Source organism: Mycolicibacterium tokaiense, assembly GCF_010725885.1.
Taxonomy (GTDB): domain Bacteria; phylum Actinomycetota; class Actinomycetes; order Mycobacteriales; family Mycobacteriaceae; genus Mycobacterium; species Mycobacterium tokaiense.
In genome coordinates this window covers 5,498,341-5,520,712 of sequence record NZ_AP022600.1, presented here as the reverse complement: position 1 = coordinate 5,520,712, position 22,372 = coordinate 5,498,341, and the positions used below count along the sequence as shown (strand labels likewise).

The following is a 22,372-nucleotide window of genomic DNA, read 5'->3' as shown; positions in this document are numbered from 1 at the left end:
CTCGATCGTGTGCAGCGACGAATCATGGGAATCGAGACCGAATTCGGTGTCACCTGCACCTTCCACGGCCACCGGCGGCTCTCGCCGGACGAAGTGGCGCGCTACCTCTTCCGCCGGGTGGTGTCGTGGGGCCGCAGCAGCAATGTCTTCCTCCGCAACGGCGCCCGCCTGTACCTCGACGTGGGCAGCCATCCCGAGTACGCCACCGCCGAATGTGACAGCCTCATCCAGCTCGTCACCCATGACCGCGCAGGTGAGCGGGTTCTCGAAGACCTGCTGATCGACGCCGAGCAGCGGCTGGCGGACGAGGGCATCGGCGGGGACATCTACCTGTTCAAGAACAACACCGACTCCGCGGGGAACTCCTACGGCTGCCACGAGAACTACCTCATCGTGCGCGCCGGCGAATTCTCCCGGATCTCCGATGTGTTGCTGCCGTTCCTGGTGACCCGGCAGTTGATCTGCGGCGCGGGCAAGGTGCTGCAGACCCCCAAGGCCGCCACCTTCTGCCTCAGTCAGCGCGCGGAACACATCTGGGAGGGCGTTTCCAGCGCCACCACTCGCAGCAGGCCCATCATCAACACCCGCGACGAGCCGCACGCCGACGCCGAGAAGTACCGCCGCCTGCACGTCATCGTCGGCGACTCCAACATGAGCGAGTCCACCACCATGCTCAAGGTCGGCACGGCCGCCCTGGTGCTGGAGATGATCGAGGCCGGCGTCCCGTTCCGCGACTTCTCACTCGACAACCCCATCCGGGCCATCCGCGAGGTCAGCCACGACCTCACCGGCCGGCGCCCGGTCCGGTTGGCGGGCGGGCGCCAGGCCAGTGCCCTGGACATCCAGCGTGAGTACTACGCCCGGGCCGTCGAGCACCTGCAGACCCGCGAGCCGAATCCCCAGATCGAGCAGGTGGTGGATCTGTGGGGCCGCCAGCTCGACGCGGTGGAGAGCCAGGACTTCGCCAAGGTGGACACCGAGATCGACTGGGTGATCAAGCGCAAGTTGTTCCAGCGCTATCAGGACCGCTACAACATGGACCTCTCCGACCCGAAGATCAGCCAGCTCGACCTGGCGTACCACGACATCAAGCGCGGCCGCGGGGTGTTCGATCTGCTGCAGCGCAAGGGTCTGGCCGCCCGCATCACCACCGACGAGGAGATCGACGAGGCCGTCGAGACCCCGCCGCAGACCACCCGGGCCAAGCTGCGCGGCGAGTTCATCAGCGCTGCACAGGAAGCCGGTCGTGACTTCACCGTCGACTGGGTGCACCTCAAGCTCAACGACCAGGCCCAGCGCACCGTGCTGTGCAAGGACCCGTTCCGCGCGGTCGACGAGCGGGTCAAGCGGTTGATCGCGTCGATGTGAGCCTGTCGCGGGGTTGACCTCTAAGGTCTAGCCCGTGGGGATCTCCAAAGTCGAACGGTTGATGAATCTCGTCATCGCGTTGCTGTCGACGCAGGGGTACATCACCGCCGACCGGATCCGCCGCAGTGTCGCCGGATACACCGACAGTCCCAGCGACGAGGCCTTCTCGCGGATGTTCGAACGCGACAAGAACGAGTTGCGCGACCTCGGGATCCCGCTGGAGACGGGGCGGGTGTCCTCCTTCGACCCCAGTGAGGGCTATCGGATCAACCGGGAGGCCTATGCGCTGCCCGAGATTGAGCTGACCGCCGACGAGGCCGCGGCGGTGGCGGTGGCAACGCAGCTGTGGGAGTCACCCGAACTGGTCACGGCGACCCAGAGCGCGTTGCTCAAACTGAGGGCGGCCGGGGTGGACGTCGACGCCGGCGACACGGTCACCATCTCGTCGGCGGCCGGGCTGCCGGGCCTGCGTGGTTCCGAAGAGGTGCTGGGAGTGCTGCTGGCGGCGATCAACGCCGGGCGTGCGGTGCGGTTCCCGCACCGCGCGTCGCCCACCGAGCCGTTCACCACCCGCACCGTCGAACCCTGGGGTGTGGTGACGGTGAACCGGCGGTGGTATCTCGTGGGTCACGACCGCGACCGCGACGCCACCCGAACCTTCCGGCTCTCCCGCATCGGTGACGGGATCCAGGCCCTCGGACCCGACGGTGCCGTCACCCGGCCCGCCGGGCTGGATCTGCGGGCCATCGTGACCGCGGTGGTGGGGGAGACGCCCTCGGGTCAGCTGGCCCGGGTGTGGGTCGCCGACGGTCGGGCCACCGCGCTGCGGCGGGCCGGAACATCGCTGGGCCCACGCGAACTTGGTGGCCGGGCCGGGGAGGTCCTCGAACTCGACATCGGCTGGCGGGACCGGTTGGCGCGCGCGATAGCCGGGTACGGCGCCGACGCGCTGGTGCTGGAACCCGACACGCTGCGCGACGATGTGATCGCCCGACTGAAGGCCCAGGCTTCGTGAGCGGCGTGTCGACGCGGCTGGTGCGGTTGCTCAACATGGTCCCGTACTTCCAGGCCAACCCGCGGATCACCTTCGCCGAGGCGGCCAGCGACCTCGGTGTCACCCCTAAACAGCTGCAGGACGACATCAACCAGCTGTGGATGTGCGGGCTGCCCGGATACGGCCCGGGGGACCTGATCGACTTCGAGTTCGCCGGTGAGGACACCATCGAGGTGACGTTCACCGCCGGCATCGACCACCCGCTGCGCCTGACCTCGCCGGAGGCCACCGGTCTGCTGGTTGCACTGCGGGCGCTGGCCGACGTGCCCGGCGTGGTGGATCCCGAGGCGGCGCGCAGCGCCATCGCCAAGATCGAGGCCGCCGCCGGCAATGCCACACACGTGCCGGGGGTTCCCGCCGCCGAATCGGAACCGGCGCCGGTGGAGAACCACGCCGCCACTACCGTCCGCGACGCGGTGCGCCAGGAGAAGGCGCTGGTCATCGAGTACTACTCGGCATCACGCGACACTCTGACCAGCCGTGTGGTGGATCCGATCCGCATCCTCTTGGTCAATGACCACAGCTACCTCGAGGCGTGGTCACGCGAGGCCGAGGGCGTGCGGCTGTTCCGGTTCGACCGGATCGTCGACGCCACCGCCCTCGACGAACCGTCGGCGCCGCCCGCGCCTGCGGTGCAGGACGCCCCGGACATGTCCCTGTTCGGCGCCGACTCCGAGGTCGAGCGGGCGCTGCCGTCGGCAACACTGCGCATCGCCCCGGAGGCGTCCTGGATGCTGGAGTACTACCCGTTGCGATCGGTACGCGAGCTGTCCGACGGGCATTTCGAGGCCGAGATGACCTACGGCAGCCCGGAGTGGATGACCCGCCTGGTGCTCGGTCTCGGTGACCTGGTGACGGTGCGGGCGCCTGCGGAGCTGGCCGACAACGTGCGGGCTGCCGCCGCCGCAGCGCTGGGCGCATATGCGGCAGCGGGGTAGCATCGCTGGGGCACGGATCGAACAATCTGGAGGTAACCGAAGTGGGTGCTCTGCAACCCTGGCACTGGGTCATCTTGATCGTGGTGTTCGTGCTGCTGTTCGGCGCGAAGCGCCTGCCGGACGCTGCCCGTTCGCTGGGCAAGTCGATGCGGATCTTCAAGTCTGAGGTCAAGGAACTTCAGAGCGACAAAGAGCAGCCGACCGTCACCCCGCAGCCGCCGACGGCGACACCGGTGCAGTCGGAGCGCGTGGATGTGCCGCCGCCGGCCACCAACCACACCGACGTTCGCCCCGCCTGACCACTGCGGACACCAGCCAGCCCACCTGCGGGTGCGGCTGGCTGACGGTGTCATGACGACCCGAGAAGCCTGATCCTGTGAGAACCCCCGGCGTGTTCAAACGGCTCGATCCGCGGCAGCGGCGCGCCAAGGCGAACCCCGACGGCACCATGTCGCTGGTGGATCACATCCGTGAGCTACGCACCCGGATGCTGATCTCCGCGGCCGCCATCGTGGTCACCACCATCTTCGGATTCTGGTGGTACAGCCACGGCATCTTCGGTATGGACAGCCTGGGCGAATGGCTGCGTGGACCCTACTGTGCGCTGCCCGCCTCCGCGCGGGCCGAGATCACCCCCGACGGCGGCTGCCGCCTGCTGGCCACGGCACCGTTCGACCAGTTCATGCTGCGGTTGAAGGTGGCCCTGCTGGCCGGGGTGGTGCTGGCCTGCCCGGTCTGGTTCTACCAGTTCTGGGGTTTCATCACCCCGGGCCTGTACGCCAAGGAGCGCCGCTTTGCCGCCGCCTTTGTGGTCGCCGCCGCGACGCTGTTCATCGGCGGTGCGCTGCTGGCCTACCTGGTGCTGTCGAAAGCCCTGGCCTTCCTGTTGACCGTCGGCAGCGACGTGCAGGTGACCGCACTGTCCGGTGACCAGTACTTCAGCTTCCTGATCAACCTGCTGCTGGTGTTCGGCGTGGGCTTCGAGTTCCCGCTGCTGATCATCATGCTCAACCTGGTGGGCGTGCTGCCCTACGAGAAGCTCAAGTCCTGGCGGCGTGGGCTGATCATGGGAGTGTTCACTTTCGCCGCGTTCGCCACTCCGGGTTCGGATCCGTTCTCGATGCTGGCGCTGGGCGCGTCGCTGACGGTCCTGATGGAGTTCGCCATCCAGGTCGCCCGTCTGCACGACAGGCGCAAGGCCAAGCGGGAAGCGCGCGAAGAGCTCTCCGACGATGAGGCGTCACCGATCGAGGCACCTACGCCGGTGCCTGTCCACGATGACATCACCTGAGCTGGACAGGTTCGCCGCAGAGCTGCCGTTCCCGCTCGACGGTTTCCAGCGGCGGGCCTGCGAGGCGCTGGAAAACGGGCACGGCGTGCTGGTGTGCGCACCCACCGGAGCCGGCAAGACGGTGGTCGGTGAGTTCGCCGTGCACCTGGCCCTGGCTGCGGGCCGCAAGTGCTTCTACACCACGCCCATCAAGGCGCTGAGCAATCAGAAGCACACCGATCTGGTCCGTCGGTACGGCCCTGAGCGCATCGGGCTGCTGACCGGCGATGTGTCCATCAACGCCGGCGCGCCCATCGTGGTGATGACCACCGAGGTGCTGCGCAACATGCTCTACGCCGGCTCGTCGGCGCTGCAGGGGCTGGCCTACGTCGTGATGGACGAGGTGCACTTCCTGGCCGACCGGATGCGCGGCGCCGTCTGGGAAGAGGTGATCCTGCACCTGCCCGACGAGGTGCGGCTGGTCAGCCTGTCGGCGACGGTGAGCAACGCCGAGGAGTTCGGCGGGTGGATCCAGACCGTGCGCGGCGACACCACGGTGATCGTCGACGAGCACCGGCCGGTGCCGCTGTGGCAGCACATGCTGGTGGGCAAGCGACTCTTCGACCTCTTCGACCTGGACCGGCACCGCCCCGGTGAACGGCAGAAAGTGCTGGTCGATCCCGAGCTGGTGCGCCACATCGCGCATCGCCGCGAAGCCGAACGGCTCACCGACTGGCAGCCACGGGGGCGGGGCCGCAGCCGCGACCGCGACCGGGGGCGGCCCGGTTTCTACCGCCCGCCCAGCCGTCCGGACGTGATCACCACGCTGGACCGGGAAGGGCTGCTGCCCGCCATCACCTTCGTCTTCTCCCGGGCCGGCTGTGATGCCGCGGTCAAGCAGTGCCTGCGTTCGTCGCTGAAGCTGACCACCGACGCCGAGCGGGCCCGCATCGCCGAGATCGTCGACCGGCGCTGCGGCGAATTGCCCGACGCCGACCTGGCGGTGCTGGACTACTACGAGTGGCGTGAGGGGCTGCTGCGCGGGCTGGCCGCCCACCACGCCGGGATGCTGCCCATCTTCCGCCACACCGTCGAGGAGCTCTTCACCGCCGGCCTGGTCAAGGCTGTGTTCGCCACCGAGACGCTGGCGTTGGGCATCAACATGCCGGCCCGCACCGTGGTGCTGGAGAAGCTGGTGAAGTTCAACGGTGAGCAGCATGCGCCGTTGACGCCGGGGGAGTACACGCAGCTCACCGGCCGCGCCGGGCGCCGGGGCATCGACGTCGAAGGCCACGCGGTGGTGATCTGGACCCCGGAGGTGGAGCCGGCCGAGGTGGCCGGCCTGGCCTCCACCCGCACCTTCCCCCTGCGCAGCTCGTTCGCCCCGTCCTACAACATGACCATCAACCTGGTGCAGCAGATGGGTCCCGAGCAGGCGCGCCGGCTGCTGGAGCAGTCGTTTGCGCAGTACCAGGCGGACCGTTCGGTGGTCGGCCTGGTGCGTGGGGTCGAGCGCGGTGAGCGCATGCTCGACGACATCGCTGCCGAACTCGGCGGGCGGGACGCCCCGATGCTGGACTATGCGCGGTTACGCGGGCAGATCTCCGAGCGCGAACGCGCACAGGCGCGGTCGTCACGGCTGCAGCGGCGCCGGGCCGTCAACGACGCCCTGGCGGGGCTGCAGCGCGGCGACATCATCACCCTCGGCGGGCGCCACGGCGGTCTGGCGGTGGTGCTCGAACCCGATCGCGAGAGCCTCGAACCCCGCCCGCTGGTCCTCACCGAACACCGGTGGGCCGGGCGGATCTCGTCGGCCGACTACGCCGGTGCCGCGTCGGCGCTGGGCACCATGACGCTGCCCAAGCGGGTGGAGCACCGCCAGCCGCGGGTGCGTCGCGACCTGGCCTCGGCGCTGCGGTCGGCGGCCGCCGGACTGGTGATCCCGGGAGGCCGACGCGGGCGGGGCGGGGCCGGGGAGGACCCGGACGTCGACCCCGAACTGCACCGGCTGCGCCAGCAGATGCGCGAACATCCCGCCCACACATCCGCCGATCGCGAGGCCCAGGCACGGGTGGCCGAGCGCTTCCTGCGGGTGGAACGCGACAACGCCGCTCTGGAGAAGAAGATCGGTGCCGCCACCAACTCCCTGGCCCGCACCTTCGACCGCATCGTCGGCCTGCTGACCGAGCGCGGCTTCATCACCGAGGTGGGCGAAGCGGATGATCTGCAGGTCACCGAGGACGGCAGGCTGCTCGCCCGGATCTACAGCGAGAGTGACCTGTTGGTGGCCGAATGCCTGCGCACCGGTGCCTGGGACGGGCTGGGCCCGGCCGAACTGGCCGCCGTGCTCTCGGCGGTGGTGTTCGAAACGCGCGGCAGCGACGGACCGACCACCCGGGCCTACGAGGTGTCCAGTGCCGCCGTGCGGCGCGCACTGGCGCAGACACGCCGGTTGTCCGGACAGCTGCGCGCCGACGAGAACCGGCACCGCATCGCACCCACCCGGGAACCTGACGAGGGATTCGTCAACACCATCTACCGGTGGGCCACCTCGGGTGACCTGGCTGCGGCGCTGGCGGTGTCCGACGAGGCCGGCGCCGGCACCACGCTGTCGGCGGGAGATTTCGTGCGGTGGTGCCGCCAGGTTCTCGACCTTCTCGACCAGGTCCGCAACGCCGCCCGCGAGCCCGCGCTGCGGACTGCGGCGAAACGCGCCATCGAGGACGTGCGGCGCGGCGTCGTCGCTGTTGATGGCGGGTAGGGTGTTGCCAGCGCTACGGTTGATGCCGGTCAACCGGGCGCCGCGAGCTAGTACGGAGGAGAGACGATGACCGGACCTCAGGGAACCGATCCGACCCAGCCCTGGCAGGGGCGGCAAGGTCAGGATCAGCCCTCCAGCGGGTCGTCCGACCAACCCACAGGGGATGCGTGGCAGGCTCCGCAGGGCGAGACGCCCGGCCAGCAGCCGGCATGGCAGCCGCCCAGCGGCGAGCACTCCGCGCAGCCCACCCAGCAGGCGCCCACCTGGCAGCAGCCTGCGTATCCCGCTCCGCAGCAGCAGTATTCGCCGTACCAGGCACCGGCCGGCGGTCAGACCTCGGGGTACAACCCGCAGCAGTACCCGCCCCCCCAGCAGTACGGTCAGCCCACGCCCACCCAGGCCTACCCGCAGCAGGGTGCCTACCCGCAGTACGGCCAGCCCGGCCAGTACCCGCAGCCCGGCCAGCAGCCGCAGTACGGCTACCCCGGTCAGCAGCAGCCCGGCCAGTACGGTCAGCCGCAGTACGGGCAGCCCGGCCAGCAGTACGGCCAGCCCGGCCAGTACCCCTACGGTCAGCCGCCACAGGGTGAAGACGGCGGCTCCAAGCGGTCGATGGCCGCACTCGGCACCATCCTCGGGGTGCTCGGCGCCATCATCGTCGTCGTGGTCCTGGTGCTCGGATTCTGGAAGCCGGGCTTCTTCGTCACCACCAAGCTGGACGTCAACCGCGCCCAGGAAGGTGTGCAGCAGATCCTGACCGACGAGGCCAACGGCTACGGCGCCACCAACGTCGAGGATGTCACCTGCAACGGCGGCGAGAGCCCGACCGTGCGCAAGGGCGACACCTTCGACTGCGAGGTGAGCATCGACGGTACCAAGCGCCAGGTGACCGTGACGTTCCAGGACGACAGCGGCACCTACGAAGTCGGCCGGCCCCGCTAGTTTTCAGAGCTTGTCGAGGGCGGCCTGCAGGCGCCCGATCGACGAGCTCACCCCGTACCGCTGCGCCAACTCGGCCACCTTCTGGGGCTGGGCGGCCGCCAGTGGTAACGCATCACCGTCGGTGGAGAAGGTGACGGGTGCGTCGGTGGCCACCCGCACCACGGTCCCCGCTACCTCCAGGTAGTCCGCGGCTACCTTCAGTTTGGTTCGAACACCCTTGGGCACAGACGATTTCGGGTCCTGTGCCGCCGACAGGATGCCGTCCAGGGAGTGATGCTGCGCCAGCAGCGTGGCCGCGGTCTTCTCGCCGATGCCCGGCACGCCGGGTAGGCCGTCGGACGGATCACCGCGCAGCACCGCCAGCTCCGCATACGCCGCACCGGCCCGGTCGGCGGGCAGCGCGTACTTCGCGGCGACCTCCGTCGGCCCCCACAGCATTGCTTTGGCCAGCCCCTGCCCCAGGTAGAGCACCCGCACCGGCACCGGTTCATCGGTCACCACCTGCAGCAGGTCACGGTCACCGCTGACCACCACCACCGGGTCGCGGCGCTCACGCGCGGCCAGGGTGCCCAGCACGTCGTCGGCCTCGAATCCGGGCGCGCCGGCGCAGGCGATCCCGAACGCGTCCAGCAACTCCATGATCATCTCGACCTGGGGACTCAATTCGTCGGGCACTTCCTCGACATCCGGTGTGCCGGCGGGGCTTTCCTGTTCCACCCGGTGCGCCTTGTACGACGGGATCAGATCCACCCGCCACTGCGGGCGCCAGTCCAGGTCGAGGCAGACCACCAGGCGGCCGGGCCGGTGCTGGGTCACCAGGGTGGCGATCGCGTCGAGGAATCCGCGCACCGCGTTGACCTGCCTGCCGTCGGGCGCCTTGATCGAGGAGGGCACGCCGAAGAAGGACCGGAACCACATGCTGGCCCCGTCGAGCAGCAGGACCGGAGCGGGAGTGTCAGCCACACGCTCATCCTGCCAGCGTGATCATCGGCTCATCTACGGCTTTGGGTAGTAGACCGCCCACTCCGGCGCTTCGATAGGTTAGCCTTGCTTCACTTGACCGGCCTAGCGGCGGAGTGCGTGAGAAAGGGACTGCGATCGTCACCGTGCTCAAACGCGTGTGGCTTCCGCTGGCGCTGGTACTGGTTCTCGCCCTCGGCGGGTTCACCGTCTCACGCGTCCGCGGGATCTTCGGCTCGCAGCAGTTGCCGACCTACGCAGGGAGCATGGTGGACGCCACCGGCAACTCGGACCCCAAACGGGTGGTCTACGAGGTGTTCGGAAATCCGGGCGCCACAGCCGACATCAACTACCTCGATCCCAGTGGCGAGCCCGTCCAGGTCGACGGAGCGGCGCTGCCGTGGTCGGTGGAGGTGAGCACCACGGCACCGTCCATGGCGGCCAACCTCGTCGCGCAGGGCAACTCCGACTTCCTCGGCTGCCGCATCTCCTCTGACGGCGCCGTCCGAGACGAACGGAGTTCCAGCGCCGTGAGCGCGTACGTCTACTGCATGGCGAAGTCCACCTGATGAGGCGCCCGCACGCCGCCGTCGACGCCCAGCCCTCGGGCCCGGCGCGCTGGATCCGTCGCCTCGCGGTGCCGATCATCCTCTTCTGGGTGGCGATGGTGGCGGTGGCCGGGTTGTTCATCCCGCCGCTGGAAGAGGTGGCCGCTGCCAACTCTGTGCCGCTGAACCCCGCCGACGCCCCGTCTCTGCAGGCCATGCAACAGATGGGCGAGGTGTTCGGAGAGTCCAACTCCGACAGCATTGCGCTGGTGGTGCTCGAAGGCGTGGAACCGCTGGGCGACGAGGCCCACGCGTACTACGACGAGTTGATCGAGCGGTTGCGCGCCGACCCGGACCACGTCCAGAACGTCCAGGATTTCTGGGGTGATCCGCTGACCGAATCCGGCGCGCAGAGCACCGACGGCCGGGCCGCCTATGTGCAGCTGTTCCTGGCCGGCAACATGGGCGAGACGCTGGCCAACGAGTCGGTACAGGCCGTGCGCGACGCCGTGGCCGCGGCGCCTGCGCCCGACGGCGTGACGGTCTACGTCACCGGACCGGCTGCGCTGCAGGCCGATCTGCAACTGGCCGGGGAACGCACCGTCGTGTTGATCACCGTGGTGACCTTCTCCGTCATCATCGTGCTGCTGCTGTTCTTCTACCGGTCCATCGTCACGGTGGTGATCGGCCTCGTGGTGGTCGGCATCCAGCTGGGCGCAGCCAGCGCGGTGGTCGGCGGGCTGGGCCACTTCCAGGTGATCGGGCTGTCGACCTTCGCGGTGAACCTGGTGGTGGCCATGGCCATCGCCGCAGGCACCGACTACGTGGTGTTCCTGCTGGGCCGCTACCAGGAGGCCAGGGCGGCGGGGGTCGATCCCGAAGCGGCCTACTACGAGATGTTCCGCGGCACCGCGCACGTCATCCTCGGTTCCGCCCTGACCATTGCCGGCGCGGCGTTCTGTCTGAGCCTGACCCGTATGCCGTACTTCCAGAGCCTCGGGGTCCCGTGTGCGGTCGGCATGCTGGTGGCCGTTGTGGTGGCGCTGACGCTGGGTCCGGCGGTGATCACCGTGGCCAGCCGGTTCGGCTTGCTGGAACCCAAGCGCGCCATGCGGATCCGGTTCTGGCGGCGGATCGGTACCTCGGTGGTGCGCTGGCCGCTGCCGATCCTGCTGGCCTCCCTGGCTGTTGCGCTGGTGGGGCTGGCGGCGTTGCCGTTCTACCAGCCCAGCTACGACGACCGGCAGTTCATCCCGCAGGACATCCCGTCCAACCAGGGTTATCTCGCCGCCGACGAGCACTTCTCGGCGGCCCGGATGAACCCCGACGTGCTGCTGATCGAGGCCGACCACGACCTACGCAACTCGGCGGACTTCCTGGTGCTCGACAAGGTGGCCAAGGCCGTGTTCCGGGTCGAGGGCATCTCCCGGGTGCAGGCGCCCACCCGGCCGCAGGGCACTCCGATCGAGAACACCTCGATCCCGTTCATGATCAGCATGCAGGGTGTGGGCATGGCTCAGAACATGGAGTTCATGTTCGACCGGCTCGACGACATGAAGCGTCAGGCCGAGGATCTGGGCAACACCATCACGATCATGCAGAACATGCAGAACATCATGACGCGGATGTCGGGCATCACCGACGACATGCTGACCGACGTCGGCGACCTGCAGGAGACAGCGAAGACCCTGCGGGATTCGATGGCCAACTTCGACGACTTCTTCCGGCCCATCCGCAACTATTTCTATTGGGAACCCAAGTGTTTCAACATCCCGCTGTGCTGGTCGCTGCGCGGGGTGTTCGACGGTCTGGACGGCATCAGCATCATCACCGATCAGATGGACCGGATGATCTCCGGCTTCGAGGACATGAACGCGCTGTTCCCCGAGATGCTGGCCCAGTTTCCGGCCATGATCGCCACGATGCAGAACATGCAGCAGATGATGCTGACCATGCACTCGACCATGTACGGGATGTATTCGGCCATGGACGAGGCCGGCGAAGGTGCCACCGAGATGGGCCGGGCCTTCGACGCCGCGAAGAACGACGACTCGTTCTACCTGCCGCCGGAGGTTTTCGAGAACGAGGACTTCCGCAGGGCCATGGACCTTTTCGTCTCTCCGGACGGCACGTCGGTGCGGATGATCATCTCCCACCGCGGTGATCCGGCCACCTCGGAGGGCATTTCCCGGGTGGAGCCCATCCAGGTTGCGGCCATCGAGGCCATCAAGGGCACCCCGCTGGAAGATGCCCGGGTATCGCTTGGCGGAATGGCGGCCACCTACAAGGACCTGGCGGAAGGGTCACGGTATGACCTGTTGATCGCCGCCATCGCCTCGGTGTGCCTGATCTTCGCCGTCATGCTGCTGGTGACCAGGAGCCTGATCGCGGCCATGGTGATCGTGGGGACGGTGCTGACGTCGCTGGGCGCCTCGTTCGGGCTGTCGGTGTTGTTGTGGCAGTACATCATCGGGCTGCCGCTGCACTGGATGGTGGTCCCCATGGCGGTGATCGTGCTACTGGCCGTCGGCGCCGACTACAACCTGATGATGGTGGCCCGGTTCAAGGAGGAACTGCCCGGCGGTATCAAGACCGGCATCATCCGCGCCATGGGCGGAACCGGCAGCGTGGTGACCATCGCGGGTGTGGTGTTCTCCTTCACCATGGCCTCGCTGGTGGTCAGCGACCTGCGCACCATCGGGCAGATGGGCACCATGATCGGCATCGGGCTGCTGTTCGACACGCTGATCGTGCGGTCGTTCATGGTGCCGTCGATCGCCGCGCTGTTGGGCCGCTGGTTCTGGTGGCCGCTGAACCCGCCGACGCGGCCGGCCCGGCAGAGGGCGACTAGCCTTACGGCATGAGTTCGCGCTTCGATTCGACGGTCTACGCTCACCGACTCCAGGCGGCCGCAGCGGCTGCGGGTGACGCTGGGCTGGCCGGCCTGGTGATCACTCCCGGCTACGACCTGCGGTATCTGGTGGGTTCCCGGGCCGAGACCTTCGAGCGGCTGACCGCGCTGGTGATCCCGGCATCAGGTGCACCGACGGTGGTGGTGCCTCGCCTGGAGTTGGCTGCACTCAAAGAGTCCGCGGTCCCCGAGCTGGGGATCGAGGTCCGCGACTGGGTGGACGGACAGGACCCCTACGCCCTGGTGCTCGACGCGCTGGGCGCTGCACCCCTGGACGTCGCCGTCACCGACGCCATGCCCGCGCTGCATCTGATCCCGCTGGCGAGGGAGTTCGGTGCGATCCCCGTACTGGCCACCGGCGTGCTGCGCACCCTGCGGATGATCAAGGACCCCAGTGAGATCGACGCGCTGCGCAAGGCCGGCGCGGCCATCGACCGGGTGCACGCCCGGGTGCCGGAGTTCCTGGTGCCCGGCCGCACCGAAGCCGATGTGGCCGCCGACATCGAGAAAGCCATTCTCGCCGAAGGACACTCCGCGGCGGCCTTCATCATCGTCGGCTCCGGCCCGCACGGCGCCGACCCGCACCACGAGGTGTCGACGCGGGAACTGCAGGCCGGGGACATCGTCGTCGTCGACATCGGCGGGCCCTACGAACCGGGGTACAACTCCGACTCCACCCGCACCTACAGCCTCGGTGAACCCAGCGCGCAAGTGGCGCAGCAGTATTCGCTTCTGCAGCAGGCGCAGCGGGCCGCCGTCGCCGCGGTGCGGCCCGGGGTGACCGCCGAACAGATCGACGCCGCCGCCCGCGACGTCCTGGTCGAGGCCGGGCTGGGGGAGTACTTCGTGCACCGCACCGGCCACGGCATCGGTCTGTCCGTGCACGAGGAGCCCTACATCGTGGCGGGCAACGACCTGCCGCTGGTGCCGGGCATGGCCTTCAGCGTGGAGCCGGGAATCTACTTCCCGGGCCAGTGGGGTGCCCGCATCGAGGACATCGTGATCGTCACCGCCGACGGGGTGGAACCGGTGAACACCCGCCCGCACGAGCTTGTCGTGGTGCCGATCTAGGAGCCGGACCGGTCCAGCAGTGAGGAGCTGCCCAGCACCCGCTCGATGTGCACTTCGATGACGACCCGGCGCGGATTCGGCCGCGGGGTCCGGTAACGCTGGGCGTAGCGCAACTCGGCGTCGCGGACGGAGTCGGTGTCGGTGTGCACACTGGCCCGGCCCTCCAGCGACAGCCAACGGGCGCCGTCGACCTGGCTGAGCACGGCCACCTCGCCGCGCTCGGCGTTGACGGCCTTCTGGGTGCCGCCGCTGGTGATCACCCGGGCGATGTGGGTTTTCGGGTCGAAGGTGAAGCCGACCGCGACGACGTGCGGGGAACCGTCGGCCCGCAGGGTGGTCAGCATCGCCAGATGGCGTTCGGTGAGGAACGCCAGGGCGTCATTGGTGAGCCGGGTGGTTGTCGCCATCGGGTCTCACGCTAGCGCAGGAGATAATCACTGCCGTGGAGGACACGGGAACGGGCGCGGTCGTGATTTTCGGCGGGCGCAGTGAGATCGGCGGCGAGCTCGCGGTGCGCTTGGCGCCGGGCCGTGAGGTGGTGCTCACCACTCGGGGAGACGACGGACTGGACCAGCAGGTTTCCGCTCTGCGGGCCGCCGGGGCCACCGCCGTCCACGTCAAGGCCTTCGACGCCGACGACCTGGCCGGCCATGGCGCCCTGCTCGACGAGATCGCCGTCGAGCACGGCCCCATCGGCATCGCGGTGCTGGCCTTCGGCATCCTGGGTGACCAGGCCCGCGCCGAGGTCGACGCCGAGCACGCGGTGGCCGTGGTGCACACCGACTACGTGGCGCAGGTCAGCCTGTTGACCCGGCTGGCCGACCGGATGCGCGCCGCGGGACGCGGGCGCATCGTGGTGTTCTCCTCCATCGCCGGCAACCGGGTGCGCCGGGCGAACTACGTCTACGGTTCGGCCAAGGCCGGCCTGGACGGCTTCGCCAGTGGCCTGGCCGACGCCCTGCACGGCAGCGGCGTACACCTGCTGATCGTGCGGCCCGGTTTCGTGATCGGCCGGATGACCGCCGGTATGGACCCGGCACCGCTGTCCAGCACTCCCGCGCAGGTGGCCGAGGCGACCGCCCGCGCGCTGGCGACCGACAAGCGGACGGTGTGGGTGCCGGGGTCGTTGGCTCTGCTGGCCTTCGTGATGCGGCTACTGCCGCAGGCGCTGTGGCGGCGGATGCCCCGATGAGCCGAGTGGTTGTTCCCAGGGTCATCGTGGTCGGCATCGGTGCCGACGGCATGGCCGGTCTCGGTGAACCGGCACGTCGTGAACTGCAGGCCGCCACCGTCGTCCACGGTTCGCAGCGCCAGCTGGATCTGCTGGACGACACGGTGACGGCGCAGCGACAGGTGTGGCCCTCGCCGCTGCTCGGTGCGCTGCAGGACATCCGTGACCACAGCCGCGGCGACGTGCACATTGTGGCCAGCGGCGACCCGATGCTGCACGGCATCGGCGCCACCTGCGTGCGGATCTTCGGCGCCGACCGCGTGACGGTGTATCCGCACGTGTCGTCAGTGACGCTGGCCTGCGCCCGGTTGGGTTGGTCGGTGCAGGACACCGAGGTGATCAGTTTGATGACCAGACCCTTGCACACGGCGGTGCGCCGCGGTGGTCAGGCGATCATCTTGGCGCGCAACGGAACTGATCCCGCCGAGCTCGCTGCCCTGTTGGTCGCAACGGGCCGGGGCGACTCGGAGTTCAGCGTCCTCGAGCAACTCGGCGGTCCCGCCGAGCGCCTGCGCAGCACCACCGCCCGCCTGTGGGCCGGTGGGTCTCCCGACGAGGTCGACGACCTCAATGTGGTGGCCGTGCGGTATCTGCCCGACGACCGGCGCCTGCAGGCGCTGCCCGACAGCGATTTCGAGCACGACGGTCAGATCACCAAGCAGAGCATCCGCGCCGTCACCCTGGCTGCACTGGCCCCGCGACCGGGCGAACTGCTGTGGGACGTCGGTGCGGGCTCCGGCAGCGTCGCGATCGAATGGTGCCGCAGCGGGCCCGGCTGCCGGGCGGTGGCCTTCGAGCGCGATGACGTGCGCCGGCAACGCATCACCGACAACGGTATCCGCCACGGCGTCGACATCGAGATCCACGGGGCAGCACCGGGATCCTTCGAGCAGGCTTCAACGCATCCGGATGCCATCTTCGTCGGCGGCGAAACGTCGGAACTGCTCGGCGAGTGCTACAGCTATCTGAAACCCGGTGGTCGGCTGGTCGCCAACGCGGTGACAGCGGAATCCGAGGCCGCACTGGTGAAGTTCCACGGCCTGTTCGGCGGCCGGCTGGCCCGCTTCCAGCACTACGGCGGGGAACCGCTGGGCAGGTTCACCGGGTGGCGCCCCGCCATGCCCATCACCCAGTGGATCGTGGAGAAGCCGTGACCGTCTACTTCATCGGTGCCGGCCCCGGTGCCGCCGACCTGATCACGGTGCGAGGACAACGAATCCTGCAGAACGCCCCGGTCTGTCTGTATGCCGGCTCGATCATGCCCGACGATCTGCTGGCGCTGTGCCCGCCGGACGCGCGGGTGATCGACACCGGGCCGCTGAACCTCGAGCAGATCATCGCCGAACTGGTGGCCGCCGATGCGCAGGGTCTCGATGTGGCGCGGCTGCACTCCGGTGACCCGGCGATCTACAGTGCACTGGCCGAACAGTGCCGCCGCCTCGATGAGGCCGGGGTGGGCTACGAGATCGTGCCCGGGGTACCGGCTTTCGCGGCTGCCGCCGCGGCGCTGAAACGGGAGCTCACCGTGCCGGGGGTGGCGCAGACCGTGACGCTGAGCCGGGTCGCCACGCTCTCGACGGCGATGCCACCGGGCGAGGATCTGCAGACGCTGGCGGCCGTGGGCGGCACGCTGGTGCTGCACCTGGCGGCAGCGCAGATCGACACGGTGGTCACCGATCTGGTCGCCGGGGGCTGTGCGCCGGACACTCCCACCGCGGTGGTCGCGTTTGCCTCCTGGCCCACCGAGGTCATCCTTCGCGGCACCCTGGCCGACATCGCCGACCAGATGCGCGCCGCGGGAGTCACCCGCACTGCCGTGATCGTCGTCGGAAACGTCCTGGCAGCAGCAGGATTCACCGACAGTTACCTGTACTCCGCCAACCGGCGGCGGGGGAGCAGGCACTGATGGTGCTGCTGCTGCTGGGTGGGACGTCGGAAGCGCGGGCCCTGGCCGCCCGGCTCCATTCGGACTTCGCGATCGTCAGCTCCCTGGCCGGGCGGGTGCCCCACCCTGCGCTGCCGGCCGGGCCGGTGCGCATCGGGGGATTCGGCGGGGCATTGGGGCTGCGACAGTGGTTGCAGGACAACAACATCGATGCGGTGGTCGACGCCACCCATCCCTACGCGGCCACCATCACCGCCACCGCCGCAGCGGTCTGCCGCGAACTCGGCCTCGCGCACCTGGTGCTGGCCCGGCCCGCCTGGTCCCCCGGATCGGCCACGGTGGTGCCCTCGGATCAGGCCGCCGCCGAGGAGGTGGCGCGTCGGGGTTACCGGCAGGTGTTCCTGACCACGGGGCGCTCCGGCACCGCAGCGTTTCGCGGCAGCGAGGCCTGGTTCCTGATCCGGGCGGTCACCGCCCCCGACACCGCGACCCTGCCGCCGCGACATGAGCTGCTGCTCTCGCGCGGGCCGTACGACCGCGACGGTGAGGTGGCACTGCTGCGCGAGCATCACATCGACGTGCTGGTGACCAAGAACAGCGGCGGCGCGATGACCCGCCCGAAGCTGGACGCCGCGGCGGAACTGGGTGTCGCGGTGGTCATGATCGACCGCCCGGCCCTGCCCTCCGGCGTGAGGTGCGTGTCGTCGGTGGACGACGCCGAGCGCTGGGTCAGGGCCAGTCAGACCGAAGGAGGTGCCCGATGGGCACAGTGACAACCACCACGCATGCCATGACCCGGGTCGACATCGCCACCGGCATCCCGTACGACGACTTCCTGACCGCCTTCGAGGCGGTGGCTCCGCGCTTCGATCCGGAACCGTTCCAGCACATCGCCGACAGCGGCGGCAGCTGGGCCGACGTCGAGGCCGCGGTGACCGCCATGGCGCCTCTGCAGTTGATGATCTACGCCCGCATCGACACCGCCCCGATCTTCGCGATCGCCGGTCACCGGACCAAGGCCGTCGAGTACCTGCTGGGCAATCACGTGATCGCCGAGACGATGTTCCGCCATGACCCCCGCGCGATGCTCTACGCGCCGCTGCGGTTGCTGGTGTTCAGCGACGACGACGGCAACGCCGTGTGGAGCATGGACCGACCCGGTGATGCCTTCGCCAGCCTGGGGCAGCCGGCCGTCACCGAGGTCGGGCTGGGGCTCGATGCCAAGGTGGTGACGCTGCTGCAGGCCATCGGCGTGGACGCCGCCGCAGGCTTCGCCGGCCCGTGAGCGTCAGCTCTCCTGGGGATAGTTGCGCGGGGTGAACACCCGGTCGGCGCCGGCGGAATCGGTGTACCACTGCGTCTGCGACGAGCCGACGATCACCATGGTGCGCATGTCGACCACCTCGGGATCCAGCTCGTCGAGGCGCACCACGGTCACCGCCTCGGTGGGGCCGCCGACATCGCGGCCCAGCACCACCGGCGTGCCCGGTTCCCGGTGTTCGAGCAGCAGGTCTCGCATCGCGCCGACCTGCCACCGGCGGGTCTTCGACGCCGGGTTGTAGATCGCCAGCACCAGATCGGCGGCCGCCGCCGCACGCAACCGCGTCTCGATGATGTCCCACGGCTTGAGCCGGTCCGAGAGCGAGATCACCGCGTAGTCGTGGCCCAGCGGCGCGCCGATCCGGCTGGCGACGGCCTGCGCAGCGGTCATCGCGGGAATGACCCGCACCGGGACACCCGGCCACTGCTTGGCCTCCTCCAGCACCGCAGTGGCCATCGCGAACACCCCGGGATCGCCCGAGGACACCACCGCGACCGCGCGCCCCTGCTCGGCCAGCGTGCAGGCCAGGCGGGCGCGGGCGGCCTCATCCGTGTTGTCGCTGGGGTGACGAACCTGGCCGGCGCTGGCGGGGATCCGGTCCAGGTACGGGCCGTAACCGATCAGGTCGGTGGCCGCGGCCAGCTCGCGGCGACTCTGCGGGGTCATCCACTGGATATCACCCGGGCCCAGGCCCACCACGGCGACGGTACCGTTCTGCGCGGCAGGAGCGTGTCCGCCCGGCATCATCACCAGCGAGAAGTACGGCACCGTCGACCCGTCGACGTCCTCGGCGGGCAGCACCCGCTGCCCGTCGGTGCTCGCGCGCTCCACGTAGAACGTGTCCTGTAACCGGCCCGCGGCCGACAGTGCTTCCAGCACACGGGGATACGTCCGCCCCAGCTTCATCACCACGGCTGCGTCGGCGTCGGCGAGCCGCCGGGTCAACTCATCGACGGGCAAGGTGCCCGGCAGGATCGACAGCACTTCCTCGCCCTGCACCAGCGGGGTGCCGATCGCCGCAGACGCCGCACTCACCGACGTCACACCCGGGATGATCACCGCGCCGAACCGCTGGGTCAGCCGCGTGTGCATGTGCATGTACGAGCTGTAGAACAACGGGTCGCCTTCGGCCAGCAGGGCGACATCGCGCCCGGCTTCCAGGTGCGCGGCGATGCGCTCGGCCGACTCGCGGTAGAAGTCCTCCATGGCGCCGCTGTAACCGCCTGGGTGATCGGCCACCTCGGTGGTCACCGGGTACACCAGGTGTTCCTCGAGCTGCCCGGCCCGCAGGTACTGCTGCGCGATCCCGCGGGCGATGCTGCGGCCGTGGCGCGCCGAGTGATACGCCACCACGTCGGCTGCACCGATGACCCGGGCGGCCTTGACGGTCACCAGTTCCGGATCACCGGGGCCCAGCCCCACCCCGTAGAGCCTGCCCGTCATTCGCGCTCACTCGCAATCGCATTGACCGCCGCCGCCGCCATGGCACTGCCCCCGCGCCGACCCGTCACCATGAGGTACGCCATGCCCCGCGGACGGTCGATCAACTCCTGCTTGGACTGCGCGGAGCCGACGAATCCCACCGGACCGCCCAGCACCGCAGCCGGCGGCGGGACGCCGTCGTCAACGAGTTCCAGTAGGCGAAACAACGCCGTCGGCGCGTTGCCGATAGCGACCACGGCGCCGTCGAGGCGGTCGGCCCACAGTTCGACGCCGGCCGCCGAGCGGGTATTGCCGGTGCGCGCAGCAACTTCCGGGGCCCGGGGGTCGGCCACCAGCGACACCACCTCGTTGGCGGCGGGCAACCGTGCGGCAGTGATGCCGGCCGCGACCATGGACGAGTCGCACAGAATGGGAGCGCCTGCTGCCAGCGCCCGGTGCGCTCGTGTCACCACGTCGTCGGTGTAGGCCACGTGGTCGGCCACGTCGACCTGTCCGCAGGTGTGGATCAGTCGAACCACGACCCGGGACACATCGGTGGGGAACCGGTCCAGATCCGCCTCGGCGCGGATGGTCGCGAACGACTGCCGGTAGATCTCGGCGGCATCGCGGATGTAGTCGAGCACCCGATCACCCTAAGCGTGCGCGTTTCGCGTCCGGTATCCGTCTCCGGTCGCCACGAGAACCTCGCCGGTCTGCGGGCTCCCGCAGGCCCGGTCGCAGCCCACGAAGTGCCGGTGTTGGTGCAGGTGTTCGCCGGTTTCGGCGGCCGCGGCCGCGTCGGCGCGGACATCGGCGGCCGATTTCTCGCAGCCCGGGCTACCCACACAGGCGCTGATGTCCAGCCACGGCGAGTTCTCGTCGAAGATCAGCCCCTGCGGTGCCAACACGCGCAGGGAGACGTCGGCGATCTCCTCGGAGAGGTCACACACCAGCACCGACCGCCATGGCGTGACCACGATCGGGGCACCGATGGCGGCCAGGTATTCCGCGGTGCGCGACGGCAGCACCCCGAGTTGTACTCCGGCGCCCAACGCGATGCGCCCGTCGTCTTGCGGGAGCCACCCGATGGGACCGCGGGTGCTCGGCGGCCAGCTGCGGCCCGGTTCGGCGCTGGGTGCCAGATCGCCCAGCAGCACACGGGGATCGTCCAATTCGGTGATGCGCCAGTTCTTGTCACGTACCGCCACGAAGCGGCGTGCCACCGCAAGTAGTGTCGCGATCACGTCGTCGAGGTCCAGCCGCACCCCGGTGTCGACCCCGGCGAACAGCAGCGCCACCGTGTCGGAATCCACAGCGTGGACCCCGACGTCGGCCCGCAGGCCGGAGACGTCGCCGCGGCCGTCGTCGAGGCCGAACCAGAACCGTCCGGGCAGCCCGGCCAGTACCGGATCGGCGCACACGGCGGCGTCGAGTTCGGAGATCCAGTCGCGGACGTCGACCATGCCGCCGACGCGGCCCGACAGCGGGGAGGAGACGATGTTGCGCGCCCGCTCATGGGTGGGCGAGGGCAGCAGACCGGCACCGGCTATGGCATCGGCCACCGCCGCCGGGTCGGTGATGCCGCGCAGCTGGACGGACCCGCGTGAAGTCAGCTCCAGCGTCCCCGAGCCGTGTTCGGCCGCGGTGTGCGCGAGGGCCTCCAGCTGGTCGGCGCGCAGCAGGCCGCCGGGCAGGCGGACCCGCACCAGGGCACCGTCGGCAGCCTGGTGGACCTGCAGGGCGCCGGGACAGGCGTCCTGGTCACGTTCGCGGACCACCCGTCCACCGTACTCAGGCCGGGACCGCCTGCAGGATCGGCGAGTAGTGCGAGGCGTCCCCGGCGATGACGCGGCTGGACTGTCCGTGGATGTCGACCGGCACGTCCCCCGACAACGTGATGCGGTTGAGCCGGCGGTACTGGTCGTCGTAGTCGGACACGGCATAGTGCTGAGTGGCACGGTTGTCCCAGATCGCGAGGTCGCCGAGGCGCCAGTTCCACCGCACCGTGTTCTCCAGCCTGGTGATCCGGGCCTGGAACAGGTCGAACAGCGCCCGCGACTCCGCCGGCGCCAGGCCGACGAACCGTTTGACGAAATGCCCGAGCACCAGCACCCGGCGACCGGTCTCCGGATGTACGCGCACCACCGGGTGTTCGGTCTCGAAGTAGGCGGATTCGAACTCGTCGCGGTACTTGCGGGTGGTGTCCGAGGCGGCCGCGTCCACGTAGTCGTAGATGTTGGTGTGTACCGCCCACAGTGTGTCGGCCAGCGCCTGGAGCGGCTCCGGCAGCTGGTTGTAGGCGGTTTCCGTGTTGGCCCAGGTGGTGGTGCCGCCGTACTCCGGCAGGGTGACCGCCCGCAGCAGCGACGCCTTGGGGATGCGGTCCACGAACGTCACGTCGGTGTGCCAGCTGTTGGCCTTGTCGTAGCGCGAATCGATCGGCAGCACTTGGTGGCCCCGCGAGGTGACGGTGGGGTGCGCGATGGTCGGCGTGCCGAGCAGCTGCGCGAACGCCAACTGGCTGTGGTCGTCGAGGTGGTGCTGGTCGCGGAAGAAGATCACCTTGTGCTCCAGCAGCGCCGCATTGATCTGCGCTGCGGTCGCGCTGTCCAGCTCGCCGGAGAGGGTGACGCCATCGATCTGCGCGCCGATGTGGGCGCCGAGTTTTGTTATGTGCAGAGACATGCGCC

Annotated in this window: 21 protein-coding genes; 15 read left to right on the top strand and 6 right to left on the bottom strand. The window is 69.3% G+C overall.

The annotated features are described in order from the left end of the window. Nucleotides 1-9 precede the first annotated feature (9 nt). The 7 genes from pafA to G6N58_RS26600 all read left to right on the top strand — a co-directional run bounded on the left by pafA (nucleotide 10) and on the right by G6N58_RS26600 (nucleotide 8,333). Nucleotides 10-1,368 carry a Pup--protein ligase gene (gene pafA / locus G6N58_RS26630; RefSeq protein WP_115280833.1) on the top strand — a complete coding sequence of 453 codons (1,359 nt, stop codon included), beginning with the start codon at nucleotides 10-12 and terminating at the stop codon, nucleotides 1,366-1,368. Between the two features lie 34 nt (nucleotides 1,369-1,402). Further along, the gene (locus G6N58_RS26625; RefSeq protein WP_115280834.1) at nucleotides 1,403-2,383 is read left to right on the top strand and encodes a helix-turn-helix transcriptional regulator; all 981 of its coding nucleotides are present in this window, start codon (nucleotides 1,403-1,405) and stop codon (nucleotides 2,381-2,383) included. Further along, nucleotides 2,380-3,360 (top strand): helix-turn-helix transcriptional regulator, encoded by a 981-nt coding sequence (locus G6N58_RS26620; RefSeq protein ID WP_115280835.1) that lies wholly within the window; start codon nucleotides 2,380-2,382, stop codon nucleotides 3,358-3,360. The genes G6N58_RS26625 and G6N58_RS26620 overlap by 4 nt, the downstream gene beginning before the upstream one ends. 41 nt (nucleotides 3,361-3,401) lie before the next feature. Continuing rightward, on the top strand, nucleotides 3,402-3,659 hold the full coding sequence (gene tatA / locus G6N58_RS26615; RefSeq protein WP_115280836.1) for a Sec-independent protein translocase subunit TatA: 258 nt from the start codon (nucleotides 3,402-3,404) through the stop codon (nucleotides 3,657-3,659). Nucleotides 3,660-3,736: 77 nt separating this feature from the next. After that, the gene (gene tatC / locus G6N58_RS26610; protein ID WP_115280837.1) at nucleotides 3,737-4,651 is read left to right on the top strand and encodes a twin-arginine translocase subunit TatC; all 915 of its coding nucleotides are present in this window, start codon (nucleotides 3,737-3,739) and stop codon (nucleotides 4,649-4,651) included. Next, complete coding sequence (locus G6N58_RS26605; protein WP_115280838.1) at nucleotides 4,638-7,391, top strand: DEAD/DEAH box helicase; 2,754 nt, start codon at nucleotides 4,638-4,640, stop codon at nucleotides 7,389-7,391. The genes tatC and G6N58_RS26605 overlap by 14 nt, the downstream gene beginning before the upstream one ends. A 66-nt stretch (nucleotides 7,392-7,457) precedes the next feature. Continuing rightward, nucleotides 7,458-8,333, top strand: a complete 876-nt coding sequence (locus tag G6N58_RS26600; RefSeq protein ID WP_115280839.1) for a DUF4333 domain-containing protein — start codon at nucleotides 7,458-7,460, stop codon at nucleotides 8,331-8,333. A gap of 3 nt (nucleotides 8,334-8,336) precedes the next feature. Here G6N58_RS26600 and G6N58_RS26595 read toward each other — a convergent pair whose 3' ends face one another. Then, nucleotides 8,337-9,296, bottom strand: coding sequence for a 5'-3' exonuclease (locus G6N58_RS26595; protein WP_264038496.1), 960 nt, complete (start codon nucleotides 9,294-9,296; stop codon nucleotides 8,337-8,339). Nucleotides 9,297-9,439: 143 nt separating this feature from the next. Between G6N58_RS26595 and G6N58_RS26590 the strand changes: the two genes are divergently transcribed. The 3 genes from G6N58_RS26590 to G6N58_RS26580 are packed head-to-tail and all read left to right on the top strand — an operon-like array spanning nucleotide 9,440 to nucleotide 13,823. Then, nucleotides 9,440-9,862: an MmpS family transport accessory protein gene (locus tag G6N58_RS26590; RefSeq protein WP_115282038.1), complete on the top strand. Its 423-nt coding sequence runs from the start codon at nucleotides 9,440-9,442 to the stop codon at nucleotides 9,860-9,862. Next, the gene (locus G6N58_RS26585) at nucleotides 9,862-12,705 is read left to right on the top strand and encodes an MMPL/RND family transporter (RefSeq protein WP_115280840.1); all 2,844 of its coding nucleotides are present in this window, start codon (nucleotides 9,862-9,864) and stop codon (nucleotides 12,703-12,705) included. The genes G6N58_RS26590 and G6N58_RS26585 overlap by 1 nt, the downstream gene beginning before the upstream one ends. Continuing rightward, nucleotides 12,702-13,823 carry a M24 family metallopeptidase gene (locus tag G6N58_RS26580; RefSeq protein ID WP_115280841.1) on the top strand — a complete coding sequence of 374 codons (1,122 nt, stop codon included), beginning with the start codon at nucleotides 12,702-12,704 and terminating at the stop codon, nucleotides 13,821-13,823. Before G6N58_RS26585 ends, G6N58_RS26580 begins: the two co-directional genes overlap by 4 nt. On the opposite strand, the gene G6N58_RS26575 is transcribed toward G6N58_RS26580, so the two are convergent. After that, nucleotides 13,820-14,230 carry a F420-dependent biliverdin reductase gene (locus tag G6N58_RS26575; RefSeq protein ID WP_115280842.1) on the bottom strand — a complete coding sequence of 137 codons (411 nt, stop codon included), beginning with the start codon at nucleotides 14,228-14,230 and terminating at the stop codon, nucleotides 13,820-13,822. The two genes, G6N58_RS26580 and G6N58_RS26575, sit on opposite strands and share 4 nt — an antisense overlap. A gap of 35 nt (nucleotides 14,231-14,265) precedes the next feature. Here G6N58_RS26575 and dprE2 point away from each other — a divergent pair, with 35 nt between their 5' ends. Genes dprE2 through G6N58_RS26550 form a run of 5 tightly spaced genes read left to right on the top strand, consistent with a single transcriptional unit; the run spans nucleotide 14,266 to nucleotide 18,224 of the window. Then, on the top strand, nucleotides 14,266-15,015 hold the full coding sequence (gene dprE2 / locus G6N58_RS26570; RefSeq protein ID WP_115280843.1) for a decaprenylphospho-beta-D-erythro-pentofuranosid-2-ulose 2-reductase: 750 nt from the start codon (nucleotides 14,266-14,268) through the stop codon (nucleotides 15,013-15,015). Then, nucleotides 15,012-16,208 (top strand): precorrin-6y C5,15-methyltransferase (decarboxylating) subunit CbiE, encoded by a 1,197-nt coding sequence (cbiE, locus tag G6N58_RS26565; RefSeq protein ID WP_115282039.1) that lies wholly within the window; start codon nucleotides 15,012-15,014, stop codon nucleotides 16,206-16,208. The genes dprE2 and cbiE overlap by 4 nt, the downstream gene beginning before the upstream one ends. Further along, the gene (cobM, locus tag G6N58_RS26560; protein WP_115280844.1) at nucleotides 16,205-16,960 is read left to right on the top strand and encodes a precorrin-4 C(11)-methyltransferase; all 756 of its coding nucleotides are present in this window, start codon (nucleotides 16,205-16,207) and stop codon (nucleotides 16,958-16,960) included. The genes cbiE and cobM overlap by 4 nt, the downstream gene beginning before the upstream one ends. Beyond that, nucleotides 16,960-17,712, top strand: a complete 753-nt coding sequence (locus G6N58_RS26555) for a cobalt-precorrin-6A reductase (protein WP_115280845.1) — start codon at nucleotides 16,960-16,962, stop codon at nucleotides 17,710-17,712. Before cobM ends, G6N58_RS26555 begins: the two co-directional genes overlap by 1 nt. Further along, nucleotides 17,700-18,224 carry a DUF302 domain-containing protein gene (locus tag G6N58_RS26550; protein WP_115280846.1) on the top strand — a complete coding sequence of 175 codons (525 nt, stop codon included), beginning with the start codon at nucleotides 17,700-17,702 and terminating at the stop codon, nucleotides 18,222-18,224. The genes G6N58_RS26555 and G6N58_RS26550 overlap by 13 nt, the downstream gene beginning before the upstream one ends. Nucleotides 18,225-18,227: 3 nt before the next feature. On the opposite strand, the gene G6N58_RS26545 is transcribed toward G6N58_RS26550, so the two are convergent. The 4 genes from G6N58_RS26545 to G6N58_RS26530 are packed head-to-tail and all read right to left on the bottom strand — an operon-like array spanning nucleotide 18,228 to nucleotide 22,367. Then, a complete protein-coding gene (locus G6N58_RS26545) occupies nucleotides 18,228-19,703 on the bottom strand; it encodes a precorrin-2 C(20)-methyltransferase (protein ID WP_115280847.1) in 1,476 nt (491 codons plus the stop codon). Then, the gene (locus tag G6N58_RS26540; RefSeq protein WP_115280848.1) at nucleotides 19,700-20,326 is read right to left on the bottom strand and encodes a precorrin-8X methylmutase; all 627 of its coding nucleotides are present in this window, start codon (nucleotides 20,324-20,326) and stop codon (nucleotides 19,700-19,702) included. Before G6N58_RS26540 ends, G6N58_RS26545 begins: the two co-directional genes overlap by 4 nt. A 9-nt stretch (nucleotides 20,327-20,335) precedes the next feature. After that, nucleotides 20,336-21,460, bottom strand: a complete 1,125-nt coding sequence (gene cobG, locus G6N58_RS26535) for a precorrin-3B synthase (RefSeq protein WP_172545035.1) — start codon at nucleotides 21,458-21,460, stop codon at nucleotides 20,336-20,338. Between the two features lie 13 nt (nucleotides 21,461-21,473). Further along, nucleotides 21,474-22,367 (bottom strand): TauD/TfdA dioxygenase family protein, encoded by an 894-nt coding sequence (locus tag G6N58_RS26530; protein ID WP_172545036.1) that lies wholly within the window; start codon nucleotides 22,365-22,367, stop codon nucleotides 21,474-21,476. Nucleotides 22,368-22,372: the final 5 nt, after the last annotated feature.

Excerpts from the sequence above, each read along its gene's own strand:
- G6N58_RS26545 (WP_115280847.1), bottom strand. The coding sequence starts at position 19,703 with ATGACGGGCAGGCTCTACGGGGTGGGGCTGGGCCCCGGTGATCCGGAA.
- G6N58_RS26555 (WP_115280845.1), top strand. The coding sequence starts at position 16,960 with ATGGTGCTGCTGCTGCTGGGTGGGACGTCGGAAGCGCGGGCCCTGGCC.
- G6N58_RS26530 (WP_172545036.1), bottom strand. The coding sequence starts at position 22,367 with ATGTCTCTGCACATAACAAAACTCGGCGCCCACATCGGCGCGCAGATC.
- G6N58_RS26605 (WP_115280838.1), top strand. The coding sequence starts at position 4,638 with ATGACATCACCTGAGCTGGACAGGTTCGCCGCAGAGCTGCCGTTCCCG.
- G6N58_RS26585 (WP_115280840.1), top strand. The coding sequence starts at position 9,862 with ATGAGGCGCCCGCACGCCGCCGTCGACGCCCAGCCCTCGGGCCCGGCG.
- G6N58_RS26600 (WP_115280839.1), top strand. The coding sequence starts at position 7,458 with ATGACCGGACCTCAGGGAACCGATCCGACCCAGCCCTGGCAGGGGCGG.
- G6N58_RS26550 (WP_115280846.1), top strand. The coding sequence starts at position 17,700 with ATGGGCACAGTGACAACCACCACGCATGCCATGACCCGGGTCGACATC.
- G6N58_RS26580 (WP_115280841.1), top strand. The coding sequence starts at position 12,702 with ATGAGTTCGCGCTTCGATTCGACGGTCTACGCTCACCGACTCCAGGCG.
- G6N58_RS26575 (WP_115280842.1), bottom strand. The coding sequence starts at position 14,230 with ATGGCGACAACCACCCGGCTCACCAATGACGCCCTGGCGTTCCTCACC.
- cbiE (WP_115282039.1), top strand. The coding sequence starts at position 15,012 with ATGAGCCGAGTGGTTGTTCCCAGGGTCATCGTGGTCGGCATCGGTGCC.